Here is a 22,742-nt window from a genome sequence, read left to right on the forward strand (position 1 = left end):
ATCGTGTTTTTTTATTATTTACATCAAGAAATGCAGCAAATCGAGAACACCACAGCTAATCTTAATAAAAAACAAGGAGTTCTATATGAAGTTTGAACTGGTAGATCGTCAAGGCTATATCCCTGATCTTATCTATGGCGCCTCAGGACAAGAGCTTTCCTGCTTTATTCCCAGTGACTATCCATTCCAACAAGTCAGCTACAACAATGGCGAAGGCGAAGCCATTATCGATAAACACACATGGCACTTTTTCTTTACTCAAGAAGGAATTGGCATCAAATTAATGGACGGCATCGTAACATTAAAAGAAGCCGAACATTTCTTGCTTGCAGTTAAATCACACATTTGGGGGGAAACACACCAACAAGTGCAAATATTTATGGCAGGAGCAACACCAAAATAACTAGGTTTCATGACGGAGCTTACCTCGATCAAAAGGCCCAGCTCCGTCATATTCACTATGCAAAGTCTATGTCATTACAAAGCAACAGCTCGCAGCATTCTTTTTGACCATTGACTCCACGACCCAACATAAACTTGCTTTGCCTCTATCCCAGCATAGTTTAAAGCCAAGACATTATGGCAAGCAGTTACACCAGAACCACAATAATACACGTATGCATCACTACTATTAGATAGCCAATCTTGCCATTCCACATGAAGCTGCTCAGCGGGTTTGAAACAAGCATTTGCATCTAAGTTATCTGAAAATGGACGATTTATAGCACCTGGAATATGCCCAGCAACAGCATCAATGGTTTCGTTCTCGCCATTAAAGCGATCTGATGTTCTAGCATCCACTAATTGAAACTGATTCGTTTCAAAGTTTTCAACTATCGCTTGCTCACTGACCGCCCAAGGAAAAGAAACCTCAATTTGATTGGATGTCGATTTTGCTATGACTGGAGTTAGTGAAACATCCCTTCCTTCTCTCAACCATGCAGGAAAGCCACCATTTAAAACACGTACATCAATATTTTGCTGGCTAAGCATCCACCAAGCTCTTGCGGCAATCGCTCCCCCCATATCGTCGTACACAACAACTTGAGTACTAGAGTCTATTCCCCAAGCCAGCAATTGCTCGGAAAAGACAATTTCATCCGGCAAAGGATGTCGACCAGTCAATTCTGTCTCTGGCGCTGCCAACTGACGATGAACATCCACAAAAATAGCACTTGGAATATGCCCTTTATTATATTCAGACTGACCTTTAGCGTGATCCGTTAAATAGAATCTACAGTCTAAAACAACCACATTAGGCTGCCCAAGTAATAGGGCCAGTTCATTTGTATTAATTAATGTTTTTAATAGCACAGGCTTTCCTCAGACAATCGTAGGTGGTCATAAACAAACTTTTTCTGTTTCTTTTAAATCTACTTTGATTATTCATTTTTTGCTAATATTCGCAGCAATTATCTTACTACTGAGTTTTCTATGTTACGTATCGACCTAATTCTTACCGAGCAAGGCCTTGCTAAATCTCGCTCGCAAGCACAAACCTTTATTAGTGAAGGACGAGTATCGTACAAACAAAACGAGAAGTGGATAAAAGTCACCAAACCTAGCTTGAAACTGTCATCCGACATTGAGCTGAACGTCATCTCAGACGAGGCCGATAAATACGTTTCCCGTGGCGCCTTGAAACTTGAAGGTGCTCTGCTACATACAAAACTCAATATCGAAGGTTTCCTTGTATTAGATATCGGCCAATCTACCGGTGGCTTTAGTGATTGCGCGATTCAACACGGTGCTGCGCATGTTGTTGGTGTTGAGGTCGGACATGACCAACTGGACCCTCGCCTACGTAACCATCAAAATATTATCTGCCTAGAAGGAATTAATGCTCGAAACTTGAGTATTAAAGACCTAAGTGAACACTTCCCAGAAAAAGGCTTTGATCTTATTGTCATGGATGTTTCTTTTATATCACAGACTAAAATTTTGCCTCAGCTACCAATTTTACTAAGTAAAACAGGGCACCTGATTACATTAGTAAAACCTCAATTTGAAGTAGGCAAAGAATTCATAGGTAAAGGCGGAATAGTAAAAGACAAAACGCGTGTAAAACAGCTCGAACAGGACATGCAGGACTTCATCAAAGAACTAGGCTTTGAGGTCAAATGCTATATAGAAAGCCCAATAAAAGGCGGTGACGGTAATCAAGAATTTTTACTTTGGGCAACCAGATCCTAGATCTTAAAATCTCGGTTTATAAAGGTGGTTAAATTACCTCATCATAACTATGGTGACTATTAGGTAAAACCTCGCGAGCTTCTTTTTCTTCAAGCTCGGTAATGTAGTTTCTTGCCATGTAGAACCCCAAACAGCCAAAGATAACGGATCCTACAGCCTGCCCAAAAAGTATCCCCTCTGCGCCCATAAAGAGAGAGAAGATAGTAATTAATGGCCATGTACCTAACGTCGCACGACCAAAATTTAGCAAGGTACTATTTAACGGTTTACCAAGGTTGTTAAAAACAGCAATCGCAATAAACAACAAACTCTGGAAGAAAAAGCTAAAAGATACAAAGGTAGCAAAGAATCGAATTAGGTCAGCACTACTTTGTGTTGCATGAAACACTGATACAAGCCAATCTTGCATTTGATAAAGACAAAAACACAATACCAAGCAATATCCGAAAGCATAAACGACAGCACTACTAATTGCACTGTGCATTCTATCAAAACGCCCTGCCCCATAGTTCTGCCCTAATATAGGCCCAACGGCACCAGATAAGGCAAATATCCCGCCAAACACCACAGGAATAATACGCCCAATAACCGCCACAGCAGCAACTGCATCATCACCAAACGACGAAGTATGCTCCATGACAATGGCATTCGCTAACGGCGAGGACATATTAGTTAACATGGCAGGAATGGCAATTACGGAAATCGATTTAGCATCTTTGAAGAAATCCATTAGATCAAACTCGCCCAGCATCCTATGGATATGAACCACACCATAATACGACACAGCAACCATGGAAAAGCGCGCAATCAAAGAAGCAATAGCCGCACCTTGCACGCCCAATCCGAAAGCAAAAATAAAGATAGGATCTAATAGCGCATTGACCAATCCACCAACCATTGTGGCGTACATAGCACGGCGGGCATCACCCAACGCTCGCATAATTCCAGAGCCAATCATGCCTATCATTACCGCTGGCATGCCTATGACTAAAATCTGCAAATACCCTGTTGCCAAGTCAAGCGTTCGCCCTGTGGCACCAACATACAAAAGGATATGAGGAATATTAGGCCATATAAGCCAGACCACGCCGGTCGAAAAGAAAATACCAAATGCCAGCACATTGACTGCACGACGTTTAGCCAACTCGATCTGCCCCTCACCAACCGCTCTTGAGACTAAGGCTGTCGCCGCAATAGACACAGCAATGCTCAACGAAATGGTAAAAAACATGATGGTGCTGGCAAATCCTACCGCCGCCACCGCTTCTTTCTCGCCCAACATAGAAAGGAAAAGCATGTCGACCAGATCAACCAAAAACATGCACATCAAACCAAACGCACCAGTGGCAGACATGCTAACAACATGTTTAAAGGTTGAACCTTCTGTAAGCTTTGCCGGACCAGGCATTTGTTTCCCCTAAAGTGACGCATCTAACTACTATGCGGCAAAAAACGCGACAAAAAAATTCGCCAATAAATAAAAAAACCGGACAAGCAAATACTTGTCCGGTCGGGTATTTTCTCATGTATGACGATTTGAGAAAATGCTTACATTGTGGATAACCTAGTGAAGATCGTTATTTGATCGATTAAAAACAATTTTTTCAACATCTGCAAAGCGTTCGGCAAAGTGTACAGTCATGCCCTCTTTCACCGATTCAGGCAATTCTTCAAAATCACGACGATTTGGCTCAGGCAAAATTACTTCACTAATTTTACTACGCTTAGCGGCAATGATTTTTTCGCGAATACCACCAACAGCTAAAACCTGACCAGTAAGCGTCAACTCACCTGTCATTGCTAATCCACGTCGAACCGGTTCACCTTTAGCCAATGACAGCAATGCTGTAGCCATGGAAATACCTGCGCTTGGGCCATCTTTCGGTGTAGCGCCTTCTGGAACATGCAAATGCACTAAGCTTTTATCAAAGAATTCTGGGTGTTTCTGATAGCTTTTTGCATGAGAGAAGACATAGGAATACGCAATTTCGGCTGATTCTTTCATTACATCGCCAAGCTTACCCGTGAGTTTTAAGCCTCGCGTTAATTCATGTACCTTGTTGGCTTCAATCGGTAAGGTCGCCCCGCCCATAGAAGTCCAAGCCAAGCCAGTAACAACACCAACCCCTTGTAATGTTTTTTCTGGTCGGAAATAAGGCATACCTAACAAGGTCTCAACGTCTTTCACGCCAACATTGATATGCTCTTTTTCACCCGTCATTAACTCAACGACACTCTTGCGCAAGATTTTTTGCAGCAGCTTATCTAAGCCTCGAACACCAGCTTCTCGAGCATAATGCTCAATAATATGTCGAAGTGCAGCATCAGTAATATTCAGCTGCTTCTTCAACAGCTTATTTTTCTTAAGTAATTTCGGCCATAAATGCTGCTTAGCAATCGCTAGTTTTTCATCACCGATGTAACCAGACAATCGAATAACATCCATCCGATCTAACAAAGGCGCAGGAATAGTATCCAACTGGTTTGCCGTACAAATAAACAGCGCCTTAGATAAATCGATGCGCATATCTAAATAATGATCAAGAAACTCAACATTTTGCTCAGGATCAAGCGCTTCCAATAAAGAAGACGCTGGATCACCTTGGAAAGAAGAACCAATTTTATCAATCTCATCCAACATGATGACAGGGTTTTCGACCTCAACATCTTTCAATGCTTGAACAAACTTGCCCGGTAAGGCGCCTACATAAGTCCGTCGATGACCTTTAATTTCAGCTTCGTCGCGCATACCACCAAGACTAAAGCGATAAAACTTACGATTCAAAGACTCAGCAATCGATTTACCGATCGACGTTTTACCAACACCTGGTGGGCCAACTAACAATAGAATGCTACCGCCCATTTCGCCGCGGTGCGCGCCCAAAGCTAAGAATTCAACGATGCGGTCTTTTATGTCACCAAGGCCTGCATGATGAGATTCAAGAACCTCACGCGCTAGCTTGATATCCAAATTGTCTTTCGAGTGAACGCCCCATGGCAAAGACGTCGCCCAATCCAGATAGTTACGCGTCACACCATACTCTGGAGAACCTGTCTCAAGAATGCTCAGTTTATGCAACTCTTCTTGGATTTTATCGTTCACTGCTTTGGGTAAAGTTTTACCTTCTAAACGAGCTTCGAATGTTTCTACATCAGAAGTACGATCGTCTTTTGAAATACCCAGCTCTTTCTGGATGATTTTCAATTGCTCTTTTAGGAAAAAGTCTCGCTGATGCTTACTGATTTTATCATTCACTTCGGCGCTAATTTCGTTCTGCAAGCGTGCAATTTCAAGCTCTTTTCTTAGCAAAGTAAGAGCCAAATGCATGCGAGCATTTACTGGAATGGTTGCCAAAACATCATATAAATCTTCCGCATCCGCAGAAGTGATAGATGCAGCAAAATCTGCCAACAAACCCGATTCATTAAATGAGAACCGACCTAGATACTGCCTTAGATCTTCACTAAACAACGGGTTTAAACGAATCAGCTGTTTAATCGCATCCAGAATGGCAATAGAATAAGCTTTCGATTCATCATCATTGGATTTCACATCATTAAGATAACGAACGCGAGCGAGGTAAGGCGCTTCTTCACTTAGCCATTCAATAACTTCAAAACGTTTTACACCTTGAGCTAGAAAGGTCAATTTATCATTTTGCTTCTCGGCTTTATGTACTCTTGCAACGCAACCAATAGAGCGAAATTCGTCTACTGAAGGCGCTTTTTTCGTTTTCTTATCAGCATAAACCAAACCTACGACCGCTTGAGGATGTTCTGCGATTCGCTCTAAAGTATCTTCCCACTGCTCGGCATCCACCATAACAGGCTGTACCTGAGCGGGAAAAAATGGGCGGCTTGAAATAGGCAAAATAAACAATGTCTCAGGCAAAACATCATCTGGAAGAGCAAGACCTCTAGGATCACTAATAACAATGCCTTCCTCTTCTGTTACTTCAACTTGGCCTTCTTGTGCATCTAAGTATTGCTCGTCATCACTCATAATAAACTTCTCAATAAATCTGTATTTTTGTAAAAAATGACGCCAGAAATGTCTGTGGCTATTTTTTATAAGCTTTTGCTATGGATAGATCTTATGTAATGACGATATTGCCGAAAACAATACCATAGGCTATTTTCCCAAATACTTACTCACTTCAAGAAACAAACTAACCCTCAGGACAGGATTAGTTATTTGGCCTATTCCGACTTAGTGTTATTATAGTAGCCATGCTATAGATAGAACTCGCTCAATTTCACACTCTCGACTCAGAGTTACAAAAAAGGAAAGGCTAATGACCCGCGATGAACTCCTTAAGGCTTACAACGATATATTTGTGATCAAACACCCTTTTGTTAAACACAAATTAACCAGTCTTCGCGATAAAAACACCAGCACACGTGAATTTCGCATGTTAGTAGAAGAGCTAGGAACGCTAATTGGCTACGAAGCAACACGTGATTTAGAAACAACTGATGTTGAAATTGAAACACCTCTAGAAAAAGCTATGTGCCCAGTTCTAAAAGGCAAGAAGCTTTGTATCGTTACAATAATGAGAGCGGGTAATGGACTTGCTGAAGGAGTATTAAAACTGTCTCCTAGTGCACGAGTTGGGCACGTTGGCTTATATCGCGATCCTGAGACAAAGCAGCCTGTTGAGTACTACCTAAAAATGCCACACTCAGTGAATGAGCGTACCATTATTGTGGTTGACCCAATGCTGGCAACGGGTAACTCTGCCATTATGGCCATCGATAAGATGAAAGAAATGGGCGCAACAGATATTCGCTTTATCTGCCTATTTGCGGCACCAGAAGGCATTCAAGCATTTAAACAAGCGCATCCTGATGTTGCCATGTATATCGGATCAATCGATCGTGGCCTTGATGAGCATGCCTATATTCGCCCAGGTGTTGGCGACGCTGGCGATCGTATTTACGGCACGCGCTAATTACTGAATAAACAAATAAAAAGCCGCCTCTTAGTTCAATAAAGAGACGGCTTTTGTATCATTCAAAAGTAGCAAATTAATTGTAACGCTAGCCCTTAAGAGCCAGGAAAGCTCCGGCACTTGCCATGATTCCACCAGCCGTCCTATTCAATGTTTTCATAGAGCGTTCAGACTTCATAAAACGTCTCGCCTGAGAAGCCCCAACAGAAATTATTGTCAAACCAAGTAACAGCGCAACAAAAGTAAGAAACGACGCCAACACAATATCAGAGGCACTTAAGACTGTTAAATCCATAAATGTCGGCAAAAAAGCGACATAAAAAAGTATAACTTTAGGGTTAGAAGCAGAAATCATAAAGCCTTGAATAAAACTCGCCATCTCGTTATTTGCGTCTTGCAGATTATCACCTGAGGAAACAGTAGAAACTGGCGATATCCACATTTTCCAACCCAGATAAATAAGATAAGCAGCACCAGCATAACGTATGATAAGAAACACTTCCTCCCAAGCTGATGCAATGGCTGCCAAGCCGTAACACGCCATAACTAAATAGACGATATCGCTCATTACCATACCAAGACTAAGAGAAAAGCTCGCTCTCGCGCCTCTAGAGATACTTCTTGCCAAAATAGCAAAAATCCCAGGTCCCGGAGTAATGCTAAAAATAAAAATAGCGATAAAAAATGTAATTCCGCTTTCTAGAGTCATATCAAACCCTCCACCAACTTACGGCTAATGCTCAGCAACACCACAACCAGCTAAAATCATGCGAGTAATAAATTGCCTAGCTTCTTCATAATCACTTTTTTCTAACTCATTTTTCTGCAATAGAATTTTCACTTGTGCATCAAAATCAGCATAAGTCTGAGTCATCGCCCAAATACTAATAAAAAGATGTTCGGTTGAAACAGGGTTCATCAAGCCTTTATCTACCCAAACCTGAATTGTCGCCTTTTCGCGACTTAATTCAGTAACAAACAAATTTCTAAGATAATCTAAAACAAAGGTTTCTTCACCTATTAATGCCATCGCAAAGATCTTAGAAGCATTTTTATTGGTACGAGATTGATCTATTTTTTCACTGATATAACGCGTTAGATTTTGCTTAGGTCCTTCTTCAACATTAAATTCGCTGACGGAATCTAACCAAAGACGAAGAATGCGCTCTAACACAGCCTCTAGAAGGTCTTTTTTAGAGCGATAATAGTAATGAACATTTGCCTTAGGTAACCCAGCTTCATCGGCAATCATCTGAGTAGTGGTTTTCGCTAAACCTTGTCGAGCAAAAACACGTTCAGATGTTTCTAAAATAAGGGTTTGATTTTGAGCACGAATGTGCGCTTTCAACTGATCTTTTGGTCGTTTTACTTCGGTCAAAGGTGAAGCCTCACTGATCAACATGTCACTAAAGGGGGAATGTTTTTTATATCGACTTACCATCCTGTGCGATACATCGGAAGAATAACATTCTTTACAATAGGCACGAAGCCTTAAGAAAAAATTGCATAAAAAAAGGGAGCCGAAGCTCCCCATTTCCCCTCGTAGCAGAGACGTTAATGACTATAGGCATTCGTCATTAGGCTAACTGCTACACCACGTTGGCGCTGTAATTGAGACGCAAAACCAATAAAATTCAGCGTACTTCAATGTTCTTGATCGATGGTTATTACCATCGCTGGTCACTGATACTAGTAAACCAAAAATACTCTACCATTTTCTAATAGTTAACACTTTTAGAAATTAAATCAGGCGATTCAGACAAGTAAATACTGTCTTTTATAAAATCTATATAACGATTATAAACAGCTGATTTTACAGTGCAATAGATGAGAGCTAAAAAACTGACCGATCGATCAGTTTTTTTATAATTTAGACATTTTTAGGAGATGGGGATTTAGAAACTCGGTTGCGCCCCTTCTTTTTGGACTGATATAAGGCTTCATCTGCCCTCTTTAAGACAGAATCAGGAGATTCACCACTAGCAGCAAAAGCCACACCGACACTGGCAGTAACCTTCACTTCTATCTCTTGTTTTTTCTTGGGATCAAACACCTCAACCATGGCGTCTTCGATATTTTCTCGAATCAATTCCAAAATGCCATCAACCTCAGAAAGGCGCTTGCCTCGAAAAATAATGGTAAATTCTTCACCACCGAAACGGAATGCTTTCCCAGGGCTAGAAAATAGCCTCAATTGAGCGGCAACACTCTTCAGCACTTTATCGCCCATATCATGCCCATAAGTGTCATTAAATTTCTTAAAATGATCCACATCGACCATAGCAATAGCATAGTGCCTAGACAGCCCTACAAGTTGCTCATTCAAGGCGCGCCTACCTGGCAATTTAGTCATATCATCCAAATAAGCCATACGATGACTTTCCATCAGTAAGAACCAAATCCACAATAAAAACTGTGCAGATAGCAAAGCATCAAACTGAATGTCCGAAGAAACAAAATGGCTGACAATCAACAAACTGACAATACTAATCAGACCACTTGCTCGAAAAGTATCACCACTTAACCACCAAGCCGTACCTATTGCCAAAGTACTTATAAATAGAACACACCACAACAAAACAGTAGACCAACTTACGTTAGTACTTAAAAAAGCATGATCCAAAAAAGCAAAAGACACCCAATTACGCTCAATGGCGTAACACCAGCTCACAAGCATCAAAACGAATAATATACGATTAACCACAAATCGATTAAAAAAGCCCCGTTCAGGGACGAACCCCAACAAAGCAATACAGAAACAAGAAATGACCAAGTATGCAGTTAATGATGCAGCCTGATCCGAGTCACCATAGAGCTTCGGAATCAGTAACAGCAAAACGAGAATAAACACTCGGCCTTTATTAAAATGCCAAGCCAGTAAAATAGCTACGCCAGCAAAGATAAGGGGAAGTAAAGGCAACAGACTAAACCACAAAGGTGGCAATAGGCCAACATACAAACTAGCATAAACACTCACTAGTAAAATGAAGCACGGAACTAACAATGAACTTAAGCGTTCGGACATAAAAAAATCAAACCCATCGAATCATTCGATTAAATACGACCAATATATTGCCCCGAAAACGATTCGATTTCATTAATAATAGTGTGAATTCTAAACGAGAAGGAAAATACGATGGGATTACTTGTAGATGGTCAATGGGTCGACCAATGGTACGACACAAAGGCAAACCAAGGTAAATTCGTACGCAGCGAGTCTGCATTCAGAAACTGGATTTATCCAGAAAGCGAATACCAATCAAATAACCCAAACCATTTTCCCGTCCAAGCAGGACGTTATCACCTGTATGTTTCGCTTGCCTGTCCTTGGGCTCACCGAACTTTGATTTTCATTAAATTAAAACAACTAGAGGACATTATTAGCATTAGCTGCGTCCATCCAGACATGCTTGAAAATGGTTGGGAATTTAAGCAAGACGACAATTTCAAAGACCCTAACATTGACATAGGCGATCCATTACACCATTTTGATTTTGCTTATCAGCTTTATACCAAAGCTAAACCAGACTACAGCGGTAGAGTCACTGTACCTATTCTGTGGGACAAAGAACGCCAAACCATTGTATCCAACGAATCGTCAGAAATTATCCGTATTTTTAATCGTGCATTTAATGAAATGACAGGAAATCATTTGGATTTTTACCCAAGTAGCATAGCCAATGAGATTGACGAGCTAAATGAGCGAATTTATAACACGGTTAACAACGGTGTCTACAAATGCGGCTTTGCTACAACTCAAGAAGCTTACGAAGAAGCATTAGAACCGCTTTTTGATACTCTGAATTTTTTAGAAGAAAAACTATCCACGAGAACTTATTTATTGGGAGAGGAACAAACAGAAGCAGACTGGCGCCTTTTTACAACGCTAATCCGCTTTGATGCTGTCTATTTTGGACACTTTAAGTGCAACCTAAAACGCATTTTAGACTACCCAAATATTAATTCTTTTTTAAAACGACTCTACGACGTACCCAATATTGCTAACACAGTAAACTTACAGCACATCAAACGACATTATTACTACAGCCACAAAACAATCAACCCAACTCAAGTGGTTCCAGTAGGACCCGCTAAATTATTTCCTTAGACATCAGTTCACAAAAAAAGGAATTAAGGCAAATTCAAGAAGCCTGAGTTAAAGTCTATTAAAGTGAGCTATTTTTAAGGATAATAGACTCACTTTTTTATCTGCGCACCCCTTCAGTTAGTCATTACTAGCCTTGTAATGTCAGCTGAAAAATATAAATATTTGAGACTTGTGGCTATTTATGGAAAAGAAAATACTCTGGATTATCTCTTTTGCACTAATATTTATTTTGTGGATAAAAGCTGGCCCATTTAAAAATGACCTGGACGATACGAAAGATGGAGCATCTGAAACAAGCTCTCTATACGAAGAGTCTGGGGAAGCAACGTCTGATGAAAAGAACTACTTTAAATCACATCCTATTCAAAAAAACAGCCCTGACTTTGCCGCGATAACTGATGTAAAAGAACGCAAAAAAGCCTTCTTTGATTACTTAACACCTTTTATAAATGAAAAAAATAGTCTTATTTTAAAAGATCGCGAGCGTCTAAATGCTCTGCTTAAAAGTAATAAAAAGTTATCAACAAAAAACAAAAAATGGATTTCTACACTTCGTCAAAACCACAAACTCAAAAAACTTGAGAACTATTCAAAAGACGATATACAAGCATTACTTAATAGACTCGACATTATTCCTGCCTCACTGGTTTTAGCGCAAGCAGCCAATGAATCTGCGTGGGGAACATCTCGCTTCGCCACAAAAGGTAACAACTACTTTGGCCAATGGTGCTTTAGAAAAGGCTGTGGTCTAGTTCCTGAGTCGAGAGACAGTGACGCTGACCATGAAGTACGAAAGTTCAACGATGCTCGCGAATCAGTCTTTGCTTATATAGATAACTTAAACACCAATGCAGCTTACAAAAAACTCAGAGCCTCTCGTGCACAGTTAAGACAAGATAAAGAAGTTGTCACTGGCCTTGCCCTAGTTCATGGTTTAGAACACTATTCGGAACGGGGCCAAGCCTACGTAGAAGAAATAGAAGGTTTAATTAACTACAACAAACTTTGGCGCTTTAATCGCTCTCAGCCAAAACCAGAGCAACCATAATCCAATAACAACATTCAAAGCTCAAACAAGAAAAAAATGTAATAAAATGCAACTTATTGTTACGAAATTACTTTATGTGGGGTGGCTAAGCGTTACCCCCTTCATTACAATACCGTAATATTTCACCCACTCATCAAACGAGGAAATTCAATTGGCCCGTTTACCTGTTATTGTTGGCTTTGGCGGAATCAATTCGGCTGGTCGTACCTCTTCACATCAAGCATATCGCCGAATTGTCTTTGATCTTCTTCCAAGTTCAATCCAGCAGGATGTTTTACTCGATCTTGCCACTATTACTAACATGGCCGAACATAAAAATGGCCTTTGGTATACAAATGGTGGGGAAGCATTAGATGCTGCTGCACTTGTTGACAGCATCGGGGAATCTCTTCTTGCTCGCACTTTGATTCGTCGTATTCACCCTAGTTTATTTGATGTTGACCATGTGGTTTTACACAAATCAACAACATTGCAGTCGAGCCAAAGCGAAGAAAAACTCAGCTTTACTATTAAGACACGCTCTCTTCCAAATGATCGCCCTACAAACTGGCAAGTAACTGAACTTTCAGACACCCTAAGTGAAGTTGTTGTTGATGGTAATCTAGAAACCTTCATAAAAGACACGCGACCTCTTTCTGTAAAAGCCGCCGGACAACTGCCTACTGGCTTTGATCCATCTAAGCTATACCAAAGCCGAAATCATCCTCGTGGCTTACAGATGACGGTCTATGGCGCATCAGATGCAGTTAAGAGTAGTGGTATTGATTGGGAAATTATTCGCAGTAAAGTCGCTCCAGATCAAATGGCAGTTTACGCAGCCAACTCAATAGGTCAAATGGACGACTTAGGATTTGGCGGCATGCTGAAATCTGCCCTTATGGGTAAACGCACAACATCAAAGCACTTGCCTCTTGGCTATGCTCAAATGCCAGCAGACTTTGTAAATGCTTATATTCTAGGTAGTGTTGGTAACGTAGGTACAGCAATAGGCGCCTGCGCAACATACTTTTTTAATTTAGAAAAAGCCATAGAAGGCATCAAAACTGGAAAATTTCGCGTCGCAATGGTTGGCGGTAGTGATGCTCCCATCACCCCTGAAATTATTGAGGGTTTCAGAACCATGGGAGCCTTAGCAGAAGATACTGCTTTACTTGCTCTAGACGAAATTACAAATCAAGAAGAACCAGATCATACCCGGAGCTGTCGACCATTTGCTCAAAACTGCGGCTTTACCATTGGCGAATCTAGTCAATGGACGCTATTAATGGATGATGAACTTGCTATTGAGTTGGGCGCAGAAATTTTTGGTTCTATTCCAGCAGTATTCTCCCATGCGGATGGGCATAAAAAATCCATTTCAGCGCCAGGTATTGGTAATTATTTGACCATGAGCAAAGCTATGGCTTACCTACAAAACATCATAGGTAATGACGGCTTAACTCAGCGCACCTTCATCCAAGCGCATGGCACCAGTACACCACAAAACCGCATCACTGAGTCCCATGTGCTAAGCAAAGCAGCCACAAGTTTTGGTGCAACGGAAATACCTGTTGTGGCGATGAAAGCGTTCCTTGGGCACTCTCAAGGTACTGCAGGTGGTGATCAGTTACACTTGTCTTTAGGTGTGTGGAAAGATGGTATTTTGCCTGGTATCACAACATCATACGCTGTTGCCGATGACGTTTATCAAGATGGCCTAAAATTCCAGCTAAAACACGAAGCCTATGGAAAAGACTATTTTGATGCCGCTTTGCTAAACTCAAAAGGTTTCGGCGGAAACAACGCAACCGCAGTTTTGCTATCTCCGATTCAAACCATGAAAATGCTAAGTAAGCGCTATAGTACTGAGCAAATTAACGCTTACCAAGCTAAAAACATTGAGGTTGCAGCAGCGGCGGAAGAATACAACCAATCCGCAATTCGTGGTGAAACCCTTCCTATCTATAAGTTTGGGTTTAATGTTTTGGGTGGCGAAGAGCTTAGTATCACGGACCAAGAAATCCGTCTACCTGGCTATGATATGCCGGTAAATCTTAATATAGAAAATGAATTTAGCGATTTAAAATAACGCAAAATCAAGACCCAAAAGGCTAGCCAATACACTATTAAAATTTTGTATTGGCTAGCTCTTCTTGTAAAAAATCAAGCAATAATCGAGTCTTTCTAGACATTAGCTTTTGCTGTGGATAGATAGCATAAAAGCATATTTCATAACCTTTATATTTAGGTAGCAAGTTAATCAACTCACCTGATGCTATGTATTTAGCCACTAAAAAGTCTGGCTGATAAATCACCCCTAAACCAGCCAAAGCAAACCGTGTTAAGGCGCCACCATTATTTGTAGTAACACCCCCGGTAATTAAAATCGTTCTAGAAATACCGCCTTCATCCGTCAATGACCAACGATTTGGCACCAGTGCATTGCTATACAAAAGACAGGAATGACCTTCTAAGTCTTCTATACGATCAAGTTCTCCATACTGTAAAATGTAATCTGGTGACGCACAAACAAACCCTCTGGAATAACATAAGGGCCTCGCCACAAACTGATCCCCACCTAAATCACCACCCCGAATGGCTATATCCACGCCAGATTCAGTCATATCAACACGCTTATCGCTAAAATCAACATCCAGTTCAATTTGAGGATACAAACGACTAAAGCTGTCCAACAAAGGAACAATATGCGATAAACCAAAATCCATTGGCACACTTATCTTCAAAAGCCCTTTTGGCTTTTGCGTCAGTTCACCTATTTCACTTTCTGCTTCCTCAATCGCGTCGAGTATTGCAATACAATGCTGATAGTACTTACGGCCAGCATGAGTAATACTGATATTACGAGTATTTCGCTGTAAGAGCTTAGTGCCTAGCTCTTCCTCAATGGCGTTTATATAGCGTGTCACCATAGGGCGAGAAATTCCCAAAGAGTCACTTGCCAACTTGAAGCTCTCCGCCTCATAAACACGGCAAAACACCTTCATTGCTTGCAGCTTATCCATTCACTCACCTAAAAAATAAAAAGTTCCCCCATTATCATTTCTTTTTAGTGAATATTGAATTGTTTTTTTGGTTGATTATTTATTAAAAAAAACAATTTAAACTATTCACATCTTTGAATCTCATAAAGGAACGCAAGAATGAAAGTAATTACTATCAGTGCATTAATGCTCGCATCAAGCCTAACAATGGCAGCGGATTACAAAATTGATCCTGCCCATTCAGGAGTAGTGTTTAAAGTCGGACATTTGGGTGTTAGTACAACTGTTGGCCGCTTTAATGAATTCGAAGGTGGCTTCGTATATGCAGAAGACGGTAAATCAGGTAGTGCATCCCTAACTATCAAAGCGGATAGCATCGATACCAACCACGATGCTCGTGACAAACATCTTCGTAGCCCTGATTTTTTAGATGTTAAGCAATTTCCAACATTGACATTTAAAAGCACTAAATTTGAAGGTGACACTTTAACTGGTGACCTAACAATACATGGCGTAACAAAACCAGTTAGCTTTGATGTTAAAAAAATCGGTGAAGGTAAAGATCCTTGGGGCGGCTACCGCGCAGGTTTTGAAGCAAAAACAGTTATTCAACGCAGTGACTTTGGTGTGACTTACTTTATTCCTGGCGTAACAGATACAACTGAAATTGAAGTTTACGTAGAAGGCATTCGCCAGTAATCAATTTAAAAAAAGCACCAAGGAAAGCGATCATGTACGAAGAAGCCAGCAACTCTACTTTTTTAATGCTATTACATACGGCAGTTTACCCCTTTCTCGCCGCACTAATAGTCAGCATTGTTGCTGGCAAACTGTTACGTGCATCGTCTTATCTTGGTTACCTTGGCGGTTTTATTGTCGGACTCGGCCTGATACATTCAGGCTTGAGTTTCCCTCCAAACCAAGCGATAGATTATTACAGCGTAACAACGTTAATTGGCATAGCATCAGTACTTTGCTTAACTTTAATTAACTCACTAACACTTCGTTTCAGTGCTAGCTTTGTGCTATTTGGGCTGTCATTTTATTTCTTACTTAACCCTGTACTAAAGCACTCAGGGCTTGTCATTAGCCTTAGCTGGGCAGTCAGTTGCGCACTTGTCACACTGATATACCACCTTCTCACCCAAGAGAAAGCCCAAGAAACAGTTAAGTTTAAAACAAACAATGCGCGTAGTATCTCCCCACTGCTTTTACCAATAGGATTGATGATTACTGCTGGCGCGGCGGCACCTGTTATATCAATTGGAGGAAGCCTACTAATAGGACAGTTATTAGGAGCTTTAGGAGCTGCATTATTTGGTTATGTGGCTGTTAGTTACTTTATAAAAGCGACCAAAAGCCACTCAGCTATCCCTGCATTCTTAATATTAGGCGGACTAATTACACAAAGCCACGTTCTCGCAGACATTCCGTTAAACGTTATGCTCATGCTTGTTGCAAGCTGCTTTGTAACACCATTAGCTACTGCATTAGGAAACAAATTAAGCAATAAACAAAGTACTTTTATCATTATTGGCCAGACAATCGTCAGCATCCTAATCAGCGGGCTAAGCTTATGGCTGGTTTGGCCAGAAAGCAGCTTATATTGATTAAAGACTTAATCTTTAAAGATTGATCTAGAAGATCGCCATAACGGTAATATAATCGCCGCTATGGCGCAGCTAGCTGCGCCATATGACAACAAATACAAGACGTCAGATTCACTAAGATGAAGATTAATAAATACAAAAATATAATTAGGTACAACAATAAATAACCATATCCCCATAACTAAAAAAAAGCGCCCAAATCCAGACAACCCTTTAACTTTAACCAAAAGCCAAGCAGTAAAATACAAATACACAAAAGTAGAAAATGCGAACAATAAAACCATTCCAACGGTAGGTTGTTTAGCCATATCCTCCAAGGCTGTGCGCCCTAAAAATGAAAAGGGTGTAGAAGCATACCAGATCCCCCCAACAACCATTTGAAAGATAAAAACCAATACGACCGCTTTATGATTTATTTTGTACACATCACCCCCCTATTTTGTCTATTTAGCCCAACGAAAAACCGCCTACTAACTAGCTTGATATAACTCTTTAACTAAACTTCGCAATTTTGATCGCCACGGACGCTGCTTTATTCCAAAGTGATTAAATATCTTTCGACAAGACAATGATTGCCGTTGCATAGCTGAGGTTTCTTGCACCTCTGGAAATGAATCACCAATAGCCTCAACTTCTACTTGCGCCTTCGGGTCGAACTGACTAGACGTTGCCAAAATAGCCTCAACTAAACGAATCCAACTAATCTCCTCAGCACAACAATAATGGTAAACACCTTTATTTTGAGCTCCGTAATGCCCTTGATTCACAATAGACAAAATAACTCGAACTAAGTCTGATACAGGTGTTGGGCTACCAATCAAGTCGTCTTTATAAGCAAGATTAACACCGTCTTGAATCAAACCCAGCGTCCTACAAACAAAGTCATCACCTTTACCACTGAATAACCAACCAGTTCGCAATACAATATTTTCGGGATTACTAAGCACAATCGACTCAGCTGCAATCAAAGCCTTTGCATAAGATTCAGTACTATCTGGAACCTCTGTTTCAGCATATGGCACATCTTTATTGCCAGAAAATACCCTAGCACTACTAATCATGATTAATGTCGTGTTCGCTTTTTCACTCAAATACCGCAAAGTGGACTGGAATTTTCCATAATCATTTTGCAGTGCATAACGTAAGCTTAACGCATCAATAATCACGTCAAACTGCATCGCATCTAATTCAGCTCTTCTTGCAACATCAAGTAATAACGACTCTTCTGGACACAACCATTCAAATTCATTTTTTCCTTCAGAGAGAAGCAATAAAGACGAACCAACTTCTGTACCACTTCCTAAAAGAAGAATACGAATCGGGGCATTAATATTTTGTGTATTATTCAAAGCAAGTCCTCATTCCACCTAGGAAAAACCCTCAGTAGATTATCATATGTCTGCACTGCTATATGCTCTTCACTCTCTTCTCTTATCATCGCAACACATTGTGCAATAAGTGGAATAGAGAGCGGGGTATTATTTTTACCTTGAAAACCATGAAGTGGCATATCAGGCGAGTCTGTTTCAAGAATAAACGCTTTATCACTAAGCGATGCCAATACTCGATGAGCTTTGTGTGCTCTCGGATACGTTACCGTGCCACCAATTCCCAACACAAAACCCAAATCTATAAATCGTTTGGCTTGCTCAATACTTCCATTAAAGGCATGAACAACACCACCGTCATTAAAACCAGTTTCCCGTAGGCATTTAAAAACCAAATCATAACTTTTTCTGGCATGCAAAATAACAGGCAATTTCAATGATTTAGCAATCTTTAGCTGACGAGAGAAAAAATCTAACTGAATCCTCATATCGACAGCATTTGGCCAACAATCTAACCCTATTTCACCCACAGCAACCACACGAGGTGCATCACATTGCTCAGCAAGAAAATCGATCTGATCTAAAGAAGCTTCTGCCAAAAAATATGGGTGTAAGCCATAAGCAGCACGCCACTCAGGATAACGCTTAGTTAATGTTGCTAACTTAGGCCAACTGACAAAAGTAGTCGCAGGCACTAAAAAGCCAGCCACCTTATTTTCCAAACAGGACAGCATTAACGAATCACGTTGCTCGTCGAACACATCAAAATCTAAATGACAATGGCTATCAATAAACATACACAAAAGATTACATTATTTAGACACTAAGTGTTAGCGCATAAATCACTAAAAACAAAAAAGCCGTGCAAAATGCACGGCTTTTTGAGAGGTTCTATAAAATCAGCTTAAAGCGATGGACCAGCCTTAACAATAGCATCAGATACAGTATCGAATTTCTTAAAGTTCTCAACAAATTGATTGATCAGATTTTTCGCTTGCGCTTCATAAGCAGCCTGATCAGCCCATGTTTTACGAGGGTTCAATAAAACATTATCAACACCAGGAACCTGAGTAGGAACATCTAGGTTAACATCGGCTAAATGCTCGGTTTCCACATCAGCCAACACGCCAGATTGAATAGCCGAAATTACCGCACGAGTCGTTGGGATACTAAAGCGTTTACCGCCTTGACCATGAGCACCACCTGTCCACCCAGTGTTAACTAGATAAACCTTACTACCAAACTCTTCAATACGCTTGATCAAAAGATCTGCATACACGTCAGCAGAGCGTGGGAAGAAAGGTGCACCGAAACAAGTCGAGAAGGTTGATTTAATACCAGTACCCGCACCCATTTCCGTTGAACCAACCAACGCAGTGTAACCACTCAAAAAGTGATACGCCGCAGCTTCTTTCGTCAGAATAGAAACTGGAGGAAGAACACCAGTCAAATCACACGTTAAGAAGATAATGGCATTTGGCTCACCAGCACGATTACCCGCAGCACGTTTTTCAATATGCTCACGAGGGTAACCAGCACGACCGTTCTGAGTCAAAGACGTATCTGCGTAATCAGCAATACGTGTTTCAGGATCCAAAACGACGTTTTCAACAATAGTACCAAATTTGATTGCATCCCAAATGATCGGTTCATTCTTTTGAGAAAGATCGATAGTTTTTGCGTAGCAACCGCCTTCAATATTGAAAACAGTATCTTTACCCCAACCGTGTTCATCATCACCAATCAAAAAGCGCTCAGGATCAGCAGACAAAGTTGTTTTACCAGTACCAGACAAACCAAAGAACAAAGTCACATCATCTTCTGTACCGACGTTAGCAGCACAATGCATTGGTAATACATCATGAGCTGGCAATAAGTAGTTCTGTACAGAGAACATCGCTTTTTTCATTTCGCCAGCGTAACGCATACCAGCTATAAGCACTTTACGCTCAGCAAAGTTTAGAATCACGCAACCATCGGAGTTAGTGCCATCGCGCTCAGGCTCACAAACAAAGTTTGGCGCATTAAGAATCTGCCACTCACCTTTGCTTGATGGATTATATACATCAGGACGAATAAACAGGTTGCGACCAAACAACTGATGCCAAGCGGTTTCAGTACGCATAATCACAGGCAAATAATACTCATCTCCCGCACCGACATGAATGTTAGATACAAACGACTCTTGACCATCAAGATACGCAGCAACTCGCTCCCAAAGCGGAGCAAATTTTGCTTCGGAAAACGGGCGATTAACAGGGCCCCAGTGAATGCTATCTTTGCTGGATGCTTCCTCTACGATGAAACGATCCATAGGAGAACGACCAGTACGAGCACCTGTTTCAACAACAAGCGCACCGTTATCGGCAAGAACACCTTCGCCATTTTGCAGAGCTTTTTCAACCAACTGCGGCGTAGTTAAATTTTTATGTATGTTAGTTACGTCTGATGCGGAGTTCATGTTACTAAATCCTCTGAACTAAAAAGATTGTCTGGTCATTCTTGTTATTATGCGAAGTTTTTTCTGTGAAAAGGATAGTAACAAAACAATCTAAAAAAAAATATTGTTATAACAATATGTTATTTTATTACCATTTTGAAACTTTCCAATATTACATAAGATATTGATATATATTAGTTTTTATAAAAATTAACTTTAAATAACTCATTTTCAACACTAGGTTATACTACTCAATACCATTTTTTTTGTAGTTTTCTTTCTTTTTTGTAGGCTTTCTACCAAATGGAAAACTTATTACCAATTAAGAAAACAACAAAAAAGACTTATCAACTCGCCACAATTCCCGACTAAAAAGCCATCAAGAATGTAAGGTTTCTACTAAAAAACATCAAAAAAACACAATTATTTGAATTTTTATTACCTCTAGTATGTCCTGAATCATAGCGCTTCATGGTAAGATTCTTTCTTCAATTTCCCCCCAATTGTTCAAAAGGTTGATCGATATTTATGTTAAAAACGAATCAGAACTGCAATATTGGATTTGTCGGCCTGGGTGTCATGGGTAAAAACTTGGCCTTAAATTTAGCTGACCATGGCTACCGAGTTGCAGGTTTTGATCTTGACGCGCATAAAGTACAAGACGTTTTAGACACAGAAAAGGCAGAACGACCAGATCCATCAGCAGAAGCACGAATCGTTGGCTGCTCCAACATGGAAGACATGCTAGCAAACTTAGTAAAACCTCGTGTGATCGTTGTTTTAGTTCCTGCTGGAAGCCCTGTAGATGCAGTATGCAATAGCCTAATTGATGCAGGACTAGAAGCAGACGATATCGTCGTAGACTGCGGAAACAGTCAGTGGACAGATACCATTCGCCGTGAAGCAGAGTACAAAGAAAAATTCAAATTCTTTGGTACCGCGGTATCTGGTGGCGAAGTGGGTGCGCGTTTTGGTCCATCTCTTATGCCTGGTGGCGACGCAGACTCTTGGAAATATCTACAACCAATGTGGGAAGCCGTTGCTGCTAAAGTAGACGAGAATGGCAAACCTATCGAGAGCAATACGCCTGGCAAACCTGTTACTGAAGGCGAACCTTGTACCGCTTACCTTGGGCCAAATGGCGCAGGTCATTACGTTAAAATGGTTCATAACGGTATTGAATATGCCGACATGCAGCTTATTTGTGAAGCTTACCACCTACTACGCTCTTTGCTTGGTTACGAACCTGAAGAAATTGGTAAGTTGTTTGAGAAATGGAATCAGGGCGTTTTAAACAGCTACCTTGTTGAAATCTCTGCAGACATCCTTCAACAATACGACCACAAAACTGGCGCTCCGTTAGTTGATATGATTCTAGACAGCGCAGGCCAAAAAGGTACTGGCCGCTGGACATCTATCAGCGCGACACAAATGGGCGTTCCAGCGGGCATTATCAGCGAATCCGTTTATGCTCGCGCACTAAGCACACTGACAGGCGAACGAGAGCTTGCTGCAAGCAAACTTGTTGCTGATGTAGAAAGTGGCGAGATTGAAGCCGAAGAAGTAGAGAAAGCAATCGAAGAAGCGCTTTACTGTGCAAAAATTTGTGCTTACGCCCAAGGCTTCCAGTTAATGCGTGCAGCTGAAAAAGAATACGATTGGAAATTCAACTTTAGTGATATCGCGAAAATCTGGCGCGGTGGCTGTATCATTCGAGCATCTTTCCTACAGAAGATCGCCGATGCGTTTATCGAAAACCCAGGGCTTGAAAACCTATTGCTAAGCGATTATTTCGCTGACGCCATGGCGAGCAAGCAAACAGGTCTTCGTAAAGCCGTTGTTCTTGCTGCGCAATCAGGTATCCCAACGCCATCTTTCTTCTCTGCGTTAGCTTACTTCGATGGCTATCGCTCTGAAGTTTTGCCTGCTAACTTGCTACAAGCGCAACGCGATTACTTCGGTGCTCACACGTATGAACGCGTAGACGCAGAGCAAGGTCAAAAATTCCATACTTACTGGCAAGAAGAAGGTCGTCCAGAGCGTAAAGCTTAAGACCAACTTCTAGCTAAAAGAAACGCTGAC

The 22,742-nt window shown here is 40.9% G+C and carries 20 protein-coding genes; 9 read left to right on the top strand and 11 right to left on the bottom strand.

The window, feature by feature from the left end:
- Positions 1 to 85 precede the first annotated feature (85 nt).
- A complete protein-coding gene (locus CCS02_RS20935; protein WP_072841070.1) occupies positions 86 to 403 on the top strand; it encodes a hypothetical protein in 318 nt (105 codons plus the stop codon).
- A gap of 74 nt (positions 404 to 477) precedes the next feature.
- On the opposite strand, the gene CCS02_RS20940 is transcribed toward CCS02_RS20935, so the two are convergent.
- Positions 478 to 1,314: a sulfurtransferase gene (locus tag CCS02_RS20940; protein ID WP_100637612.1), complete on the bottom strand. Its 837-nt coding sequence runs from the start codon at positions 1,312 to 1,314 to the stop codon at positions 478 to 480.
- A 120-nt stretch (positions 1,315 to 1,434) separates the two neighbouring features.
- On the opposite strand from CCS02_RS20940, the gene CCS02_RS20945 reads away from it, so the two are divergent.
- A complete protein-coding gene (locus CCS02_RS20945) occupies positions 1,435 to 2,193 on the top strand; it encodes a TlyA family RNA methyltransferase (protein ID WP_100637613.1) in 759 nt (252 codons plus the stop codon).
- Positions 2,194 to 2,221: 28 nt separating this feature from the next.
- On the opposite strand, the gene CCS02_RS20950 is transcribed toward CCS02_RS20945, so the two are convergent.
- The gene (locus CCS02_RS20950; RefSeq protein WP_100637614.1) at positions 2,222 to 3,601 is read right to left on the bottom strand and encodes an MATE family efflux transporter; all 1,380 of its coding nucleotides are present in this window, start codon (positions 3,599 to 3,601) and stop codon (positions 2,222 to 2,224) included.
- A gap of 156 nt (positions 3,602 to 3,757) precedes the next feature.
- Positions 3,758 to 6,196: an endopeptidase La gene (gene lon / locus CCS02_RS20955; RefSeq protein WP_100187880.1), complete on the bottom strand. Its 2,439-nt coding sequence runs from the start codon at positions 6,194 to 6,196 to the stop codon at positions 3,758 to 3,760.
- Positions 6,197 to 6,488: 292 nt separating this feature from the next.
- Between lon and upp the strand changes: the two genes are divergently transcribed.
- The gene (gene upp, locus CCS02_RS20960) at positions 6,489 to 7,145 is read left to right on the top strand and encodes a uracil phosphoribosyltransferase (protein ID WP_072841075.1); all 657 of its coding nucleotides are present in this window, start codon (positions 6,489 to 6,491) and stop codon (positions 7,143 to 7,145) included.
- A gap of 88 nt (positions 7,146 to 7,233) precedes the next feature.
- On the opposite strand, the gene CCS02_RS20965 is transcribed toward upp, so the two are convergent.
- The 3 genes from CCS02_RS20965 to CCS02_RS20975 all read right to left on the bottom strand — a co-directional run bounded on the left by CCS02_RS20965 (position 7,234) and on the right by CCS02_RS20975 (position 10,170).
- Positions 7,234 to 7,854 carry a LysE family translocator gene (locus CCS02_RS20965; RefSeq protein ID WP_072841076.1) on the bottom strand — a complete coding sequence of 207 codons (621 nt, stop codon included), beginning with the start codon at positions 7,852 to 7,854 and terminating at the stop codon, positions 7,234 to 7,236.
- Positions 7,855 to 7,878: 24 nt separating this feature from the next.
- The gene (locus tag CCS02_RS20970) at positions 7,879 to 8,523 is read right to left on the bottom strand and encodes a TetR/AcrR family transcriptional regulator (protein ID WP_232728938.1); all 645 of its coding nucleotides are present in this window, start codon (positions 8,521 to 8,523) and stop codon (positions 7,879 to 7,881) included.
- A 492-nt stretch (positions 8,524 to 9,015) separates the two neighbouring features.
- On the bottom strand, positions 9,016 to 10,170 hold the full coding sequence (locus tag CCS02_RS20975; RefSeq protein WP_072841078.1) for a GGDEF domain-containing protein: 1,155 nt from the start codon (positions 10,168 to 10,170) through the stop codon (positions 9,016 to 9,018).
- Positions 10,171 to 10,281: 111 nt separating this feature from the next.
- On the opposite strand from CCS02_RS20975, the gene CCS02_RS20980 reads away from it, so the two are divergent.
- The 3 genes from CCS02_RS20980 (at position 10,282) to CCS02_RS20990 (ending at position 14,369) form a co-directional block, all read left to right on the top strand.
- Entirely contained in the window at positions 10,282 to 11,253 is a 972-nt protein-coding gene (locus CCS02_RS20980) for a glutathione S-transferase family protein (RefSeq protein ID WP_100637616.1), read from the top strand.
- 181 nt (positions 11,254 to 11,434) lie between these two features.
- Positions 11,435 to 12,301, top strand: a complete 867-nt coding sequence (locus CCS02_RS20985; protein WP_100637617.1) for a glucosaminidase domain-containing protein — start codon at positions 11,435 to 11,437, stop codon at positions 12,299 to 12,301.
- Positions 12,302 to 12,452: 151 nt separating this feature from the next.
- Positions 12,453 to 14,369, top strand: coding sequence for a beta-ketoacyl synthase (locus CCS02_RS20990; protein ID WP_100187876.1), 1,917 nt, complete (start codon positions 12,453 to 12,455; stop codon positions 14,367 to 14,369).
- 37 nt (positions 14,370 to 14,406) lie between these two features.
- On the opposite strand, the gene CCS02_RS20995 is transcribed toward CCS02_RS20990, so the two are convergent.
- A complete protein-coding gene (locus CCS02_RS20995; protein ID WP_100637618.1) occupies positions 14,407 to 15,303 on the bottom strand; it encodes a LysR family transcriptional regulator in 897 nt (298 codons plus the stop codon).
- 138 nt (positions 15,304 to 15,441) lie between these two features.
- Between CCS02_RS20995 and CCS02_RS21000 the strand changes: the two genes are divergently transcribed.
- Both CCS02_RS21000 and CCS02_RS21005 read left to right on the top strand, forming a co-directional pair.
- Positions 15,442 to 15,981: a YceI family protein gene (locus CCS02_RS21000; protein WP_100637619.1), complete on the top strand. Its 540-nt coding sequence runs from the start codon at positions 15,442 to 15,444 to the stop codon at positions 15,979 to 15,981.
- Positions 15,982 to 16,013: 32 nt separating this feature from the next.
- Complete coding sequence (locus CCS02_RS21005) at positions 16,014 to 16,892, top strand: hypothetical protein (protein WP_100637620.1); 879 nt, start codon at positions 16,014 to 16,016, stop codon at positions 16,890 to 16,892.
- Between the two features lie 8 nt (positions 16,893 to 16,900).
- Here CCS02_RS21005 and CCS02_RS21010 read toward each other — a convergent pair whose 3' ends face one another.
- The 4 genes from CCS02_RS21010 to CCS02_RS21025 all read right to left on the bottom strand — a co-directional run bounded on the left by CCS02_RS21010 (position 16,901) and on the right by CCS02_RS21025 (position 20,681).
- A complete protein-coding gene (locus CCS02_RS21010) occupies positions 16,901 to 17,317 on the bottom strand; it encodes a hypothetical protein (RefSeq protein WP_100637621.1) in 417 nt (138 codons plus the stop codon).
- 45 nt (positions 17,318 to 17,362) lie between these two features.
- Entirely contained in the window at positions 17,363 to 18,241 is an 879-nt protein-coding gene (locus CCS02_RS21015; RefSeq protein WP_100187871.1) for an SDR family oxidoreductase, read from the bottom strand.
- Positions 18,238 to 19,017 carry a TatD family hydrolase gene (locus tag CCS02_RS21020; RefSeq protein WP_100187870.1) on the bottom strand — a complete coding sequence of 260 codons (780 nt, stop codon included), beginning with the start codon at positions 19,015 to 19,017 and terminating at the stop codon, positions 18,238 to 18,240. The genes CCS02_RS21015 and CCS02_RS21020 overlap by 4 nt, the downstream gene beginning before the upstream one ends.
- Positions 19,018 to 19,124: 107 nt before the next feature.
- Positions 19,125 to 20,681, bottom strand: a complete 1,557-nt coding sequence (locus tag CCS02_RS21025) for a phosphoenolpyruvate carboxykinase (RefSeq protein ID WP_100637622.1) — start codon at positions 20,679 to 20,681, stop codon at positions 19,125 to 19,127.
- 507 nt (positions 20,682 to 21,188) lie between these two features.
- On the opposite strand from CCS02_RS21025, the gene gndA reads away from it, so the two are divergent.
- Positions 21,189 to 22,712, top strand: a complete 1,524-nt coding sequence (gndA, locus tag CCS02_RS21030) for an NADP-dependent phosphogluconate dehydrogenase (RefSeq protein WP_100637623.1) — start codon at positions 21,189 to 21,191, stop codon at positions 22,710 to 22,712.
- Positions 22,713 to 22,742 lie beyond the last annotated feature (30 nt).

The organism is Marinomonas sp. ef1, from assembly GCF_002806845.1.
Lineage (GTDB): Bacteria > Pseudomonadota > Gammaproteobacteria > Pseudomonadales > Marinomonadaceae > Marinomonas > Marinomonas polaris.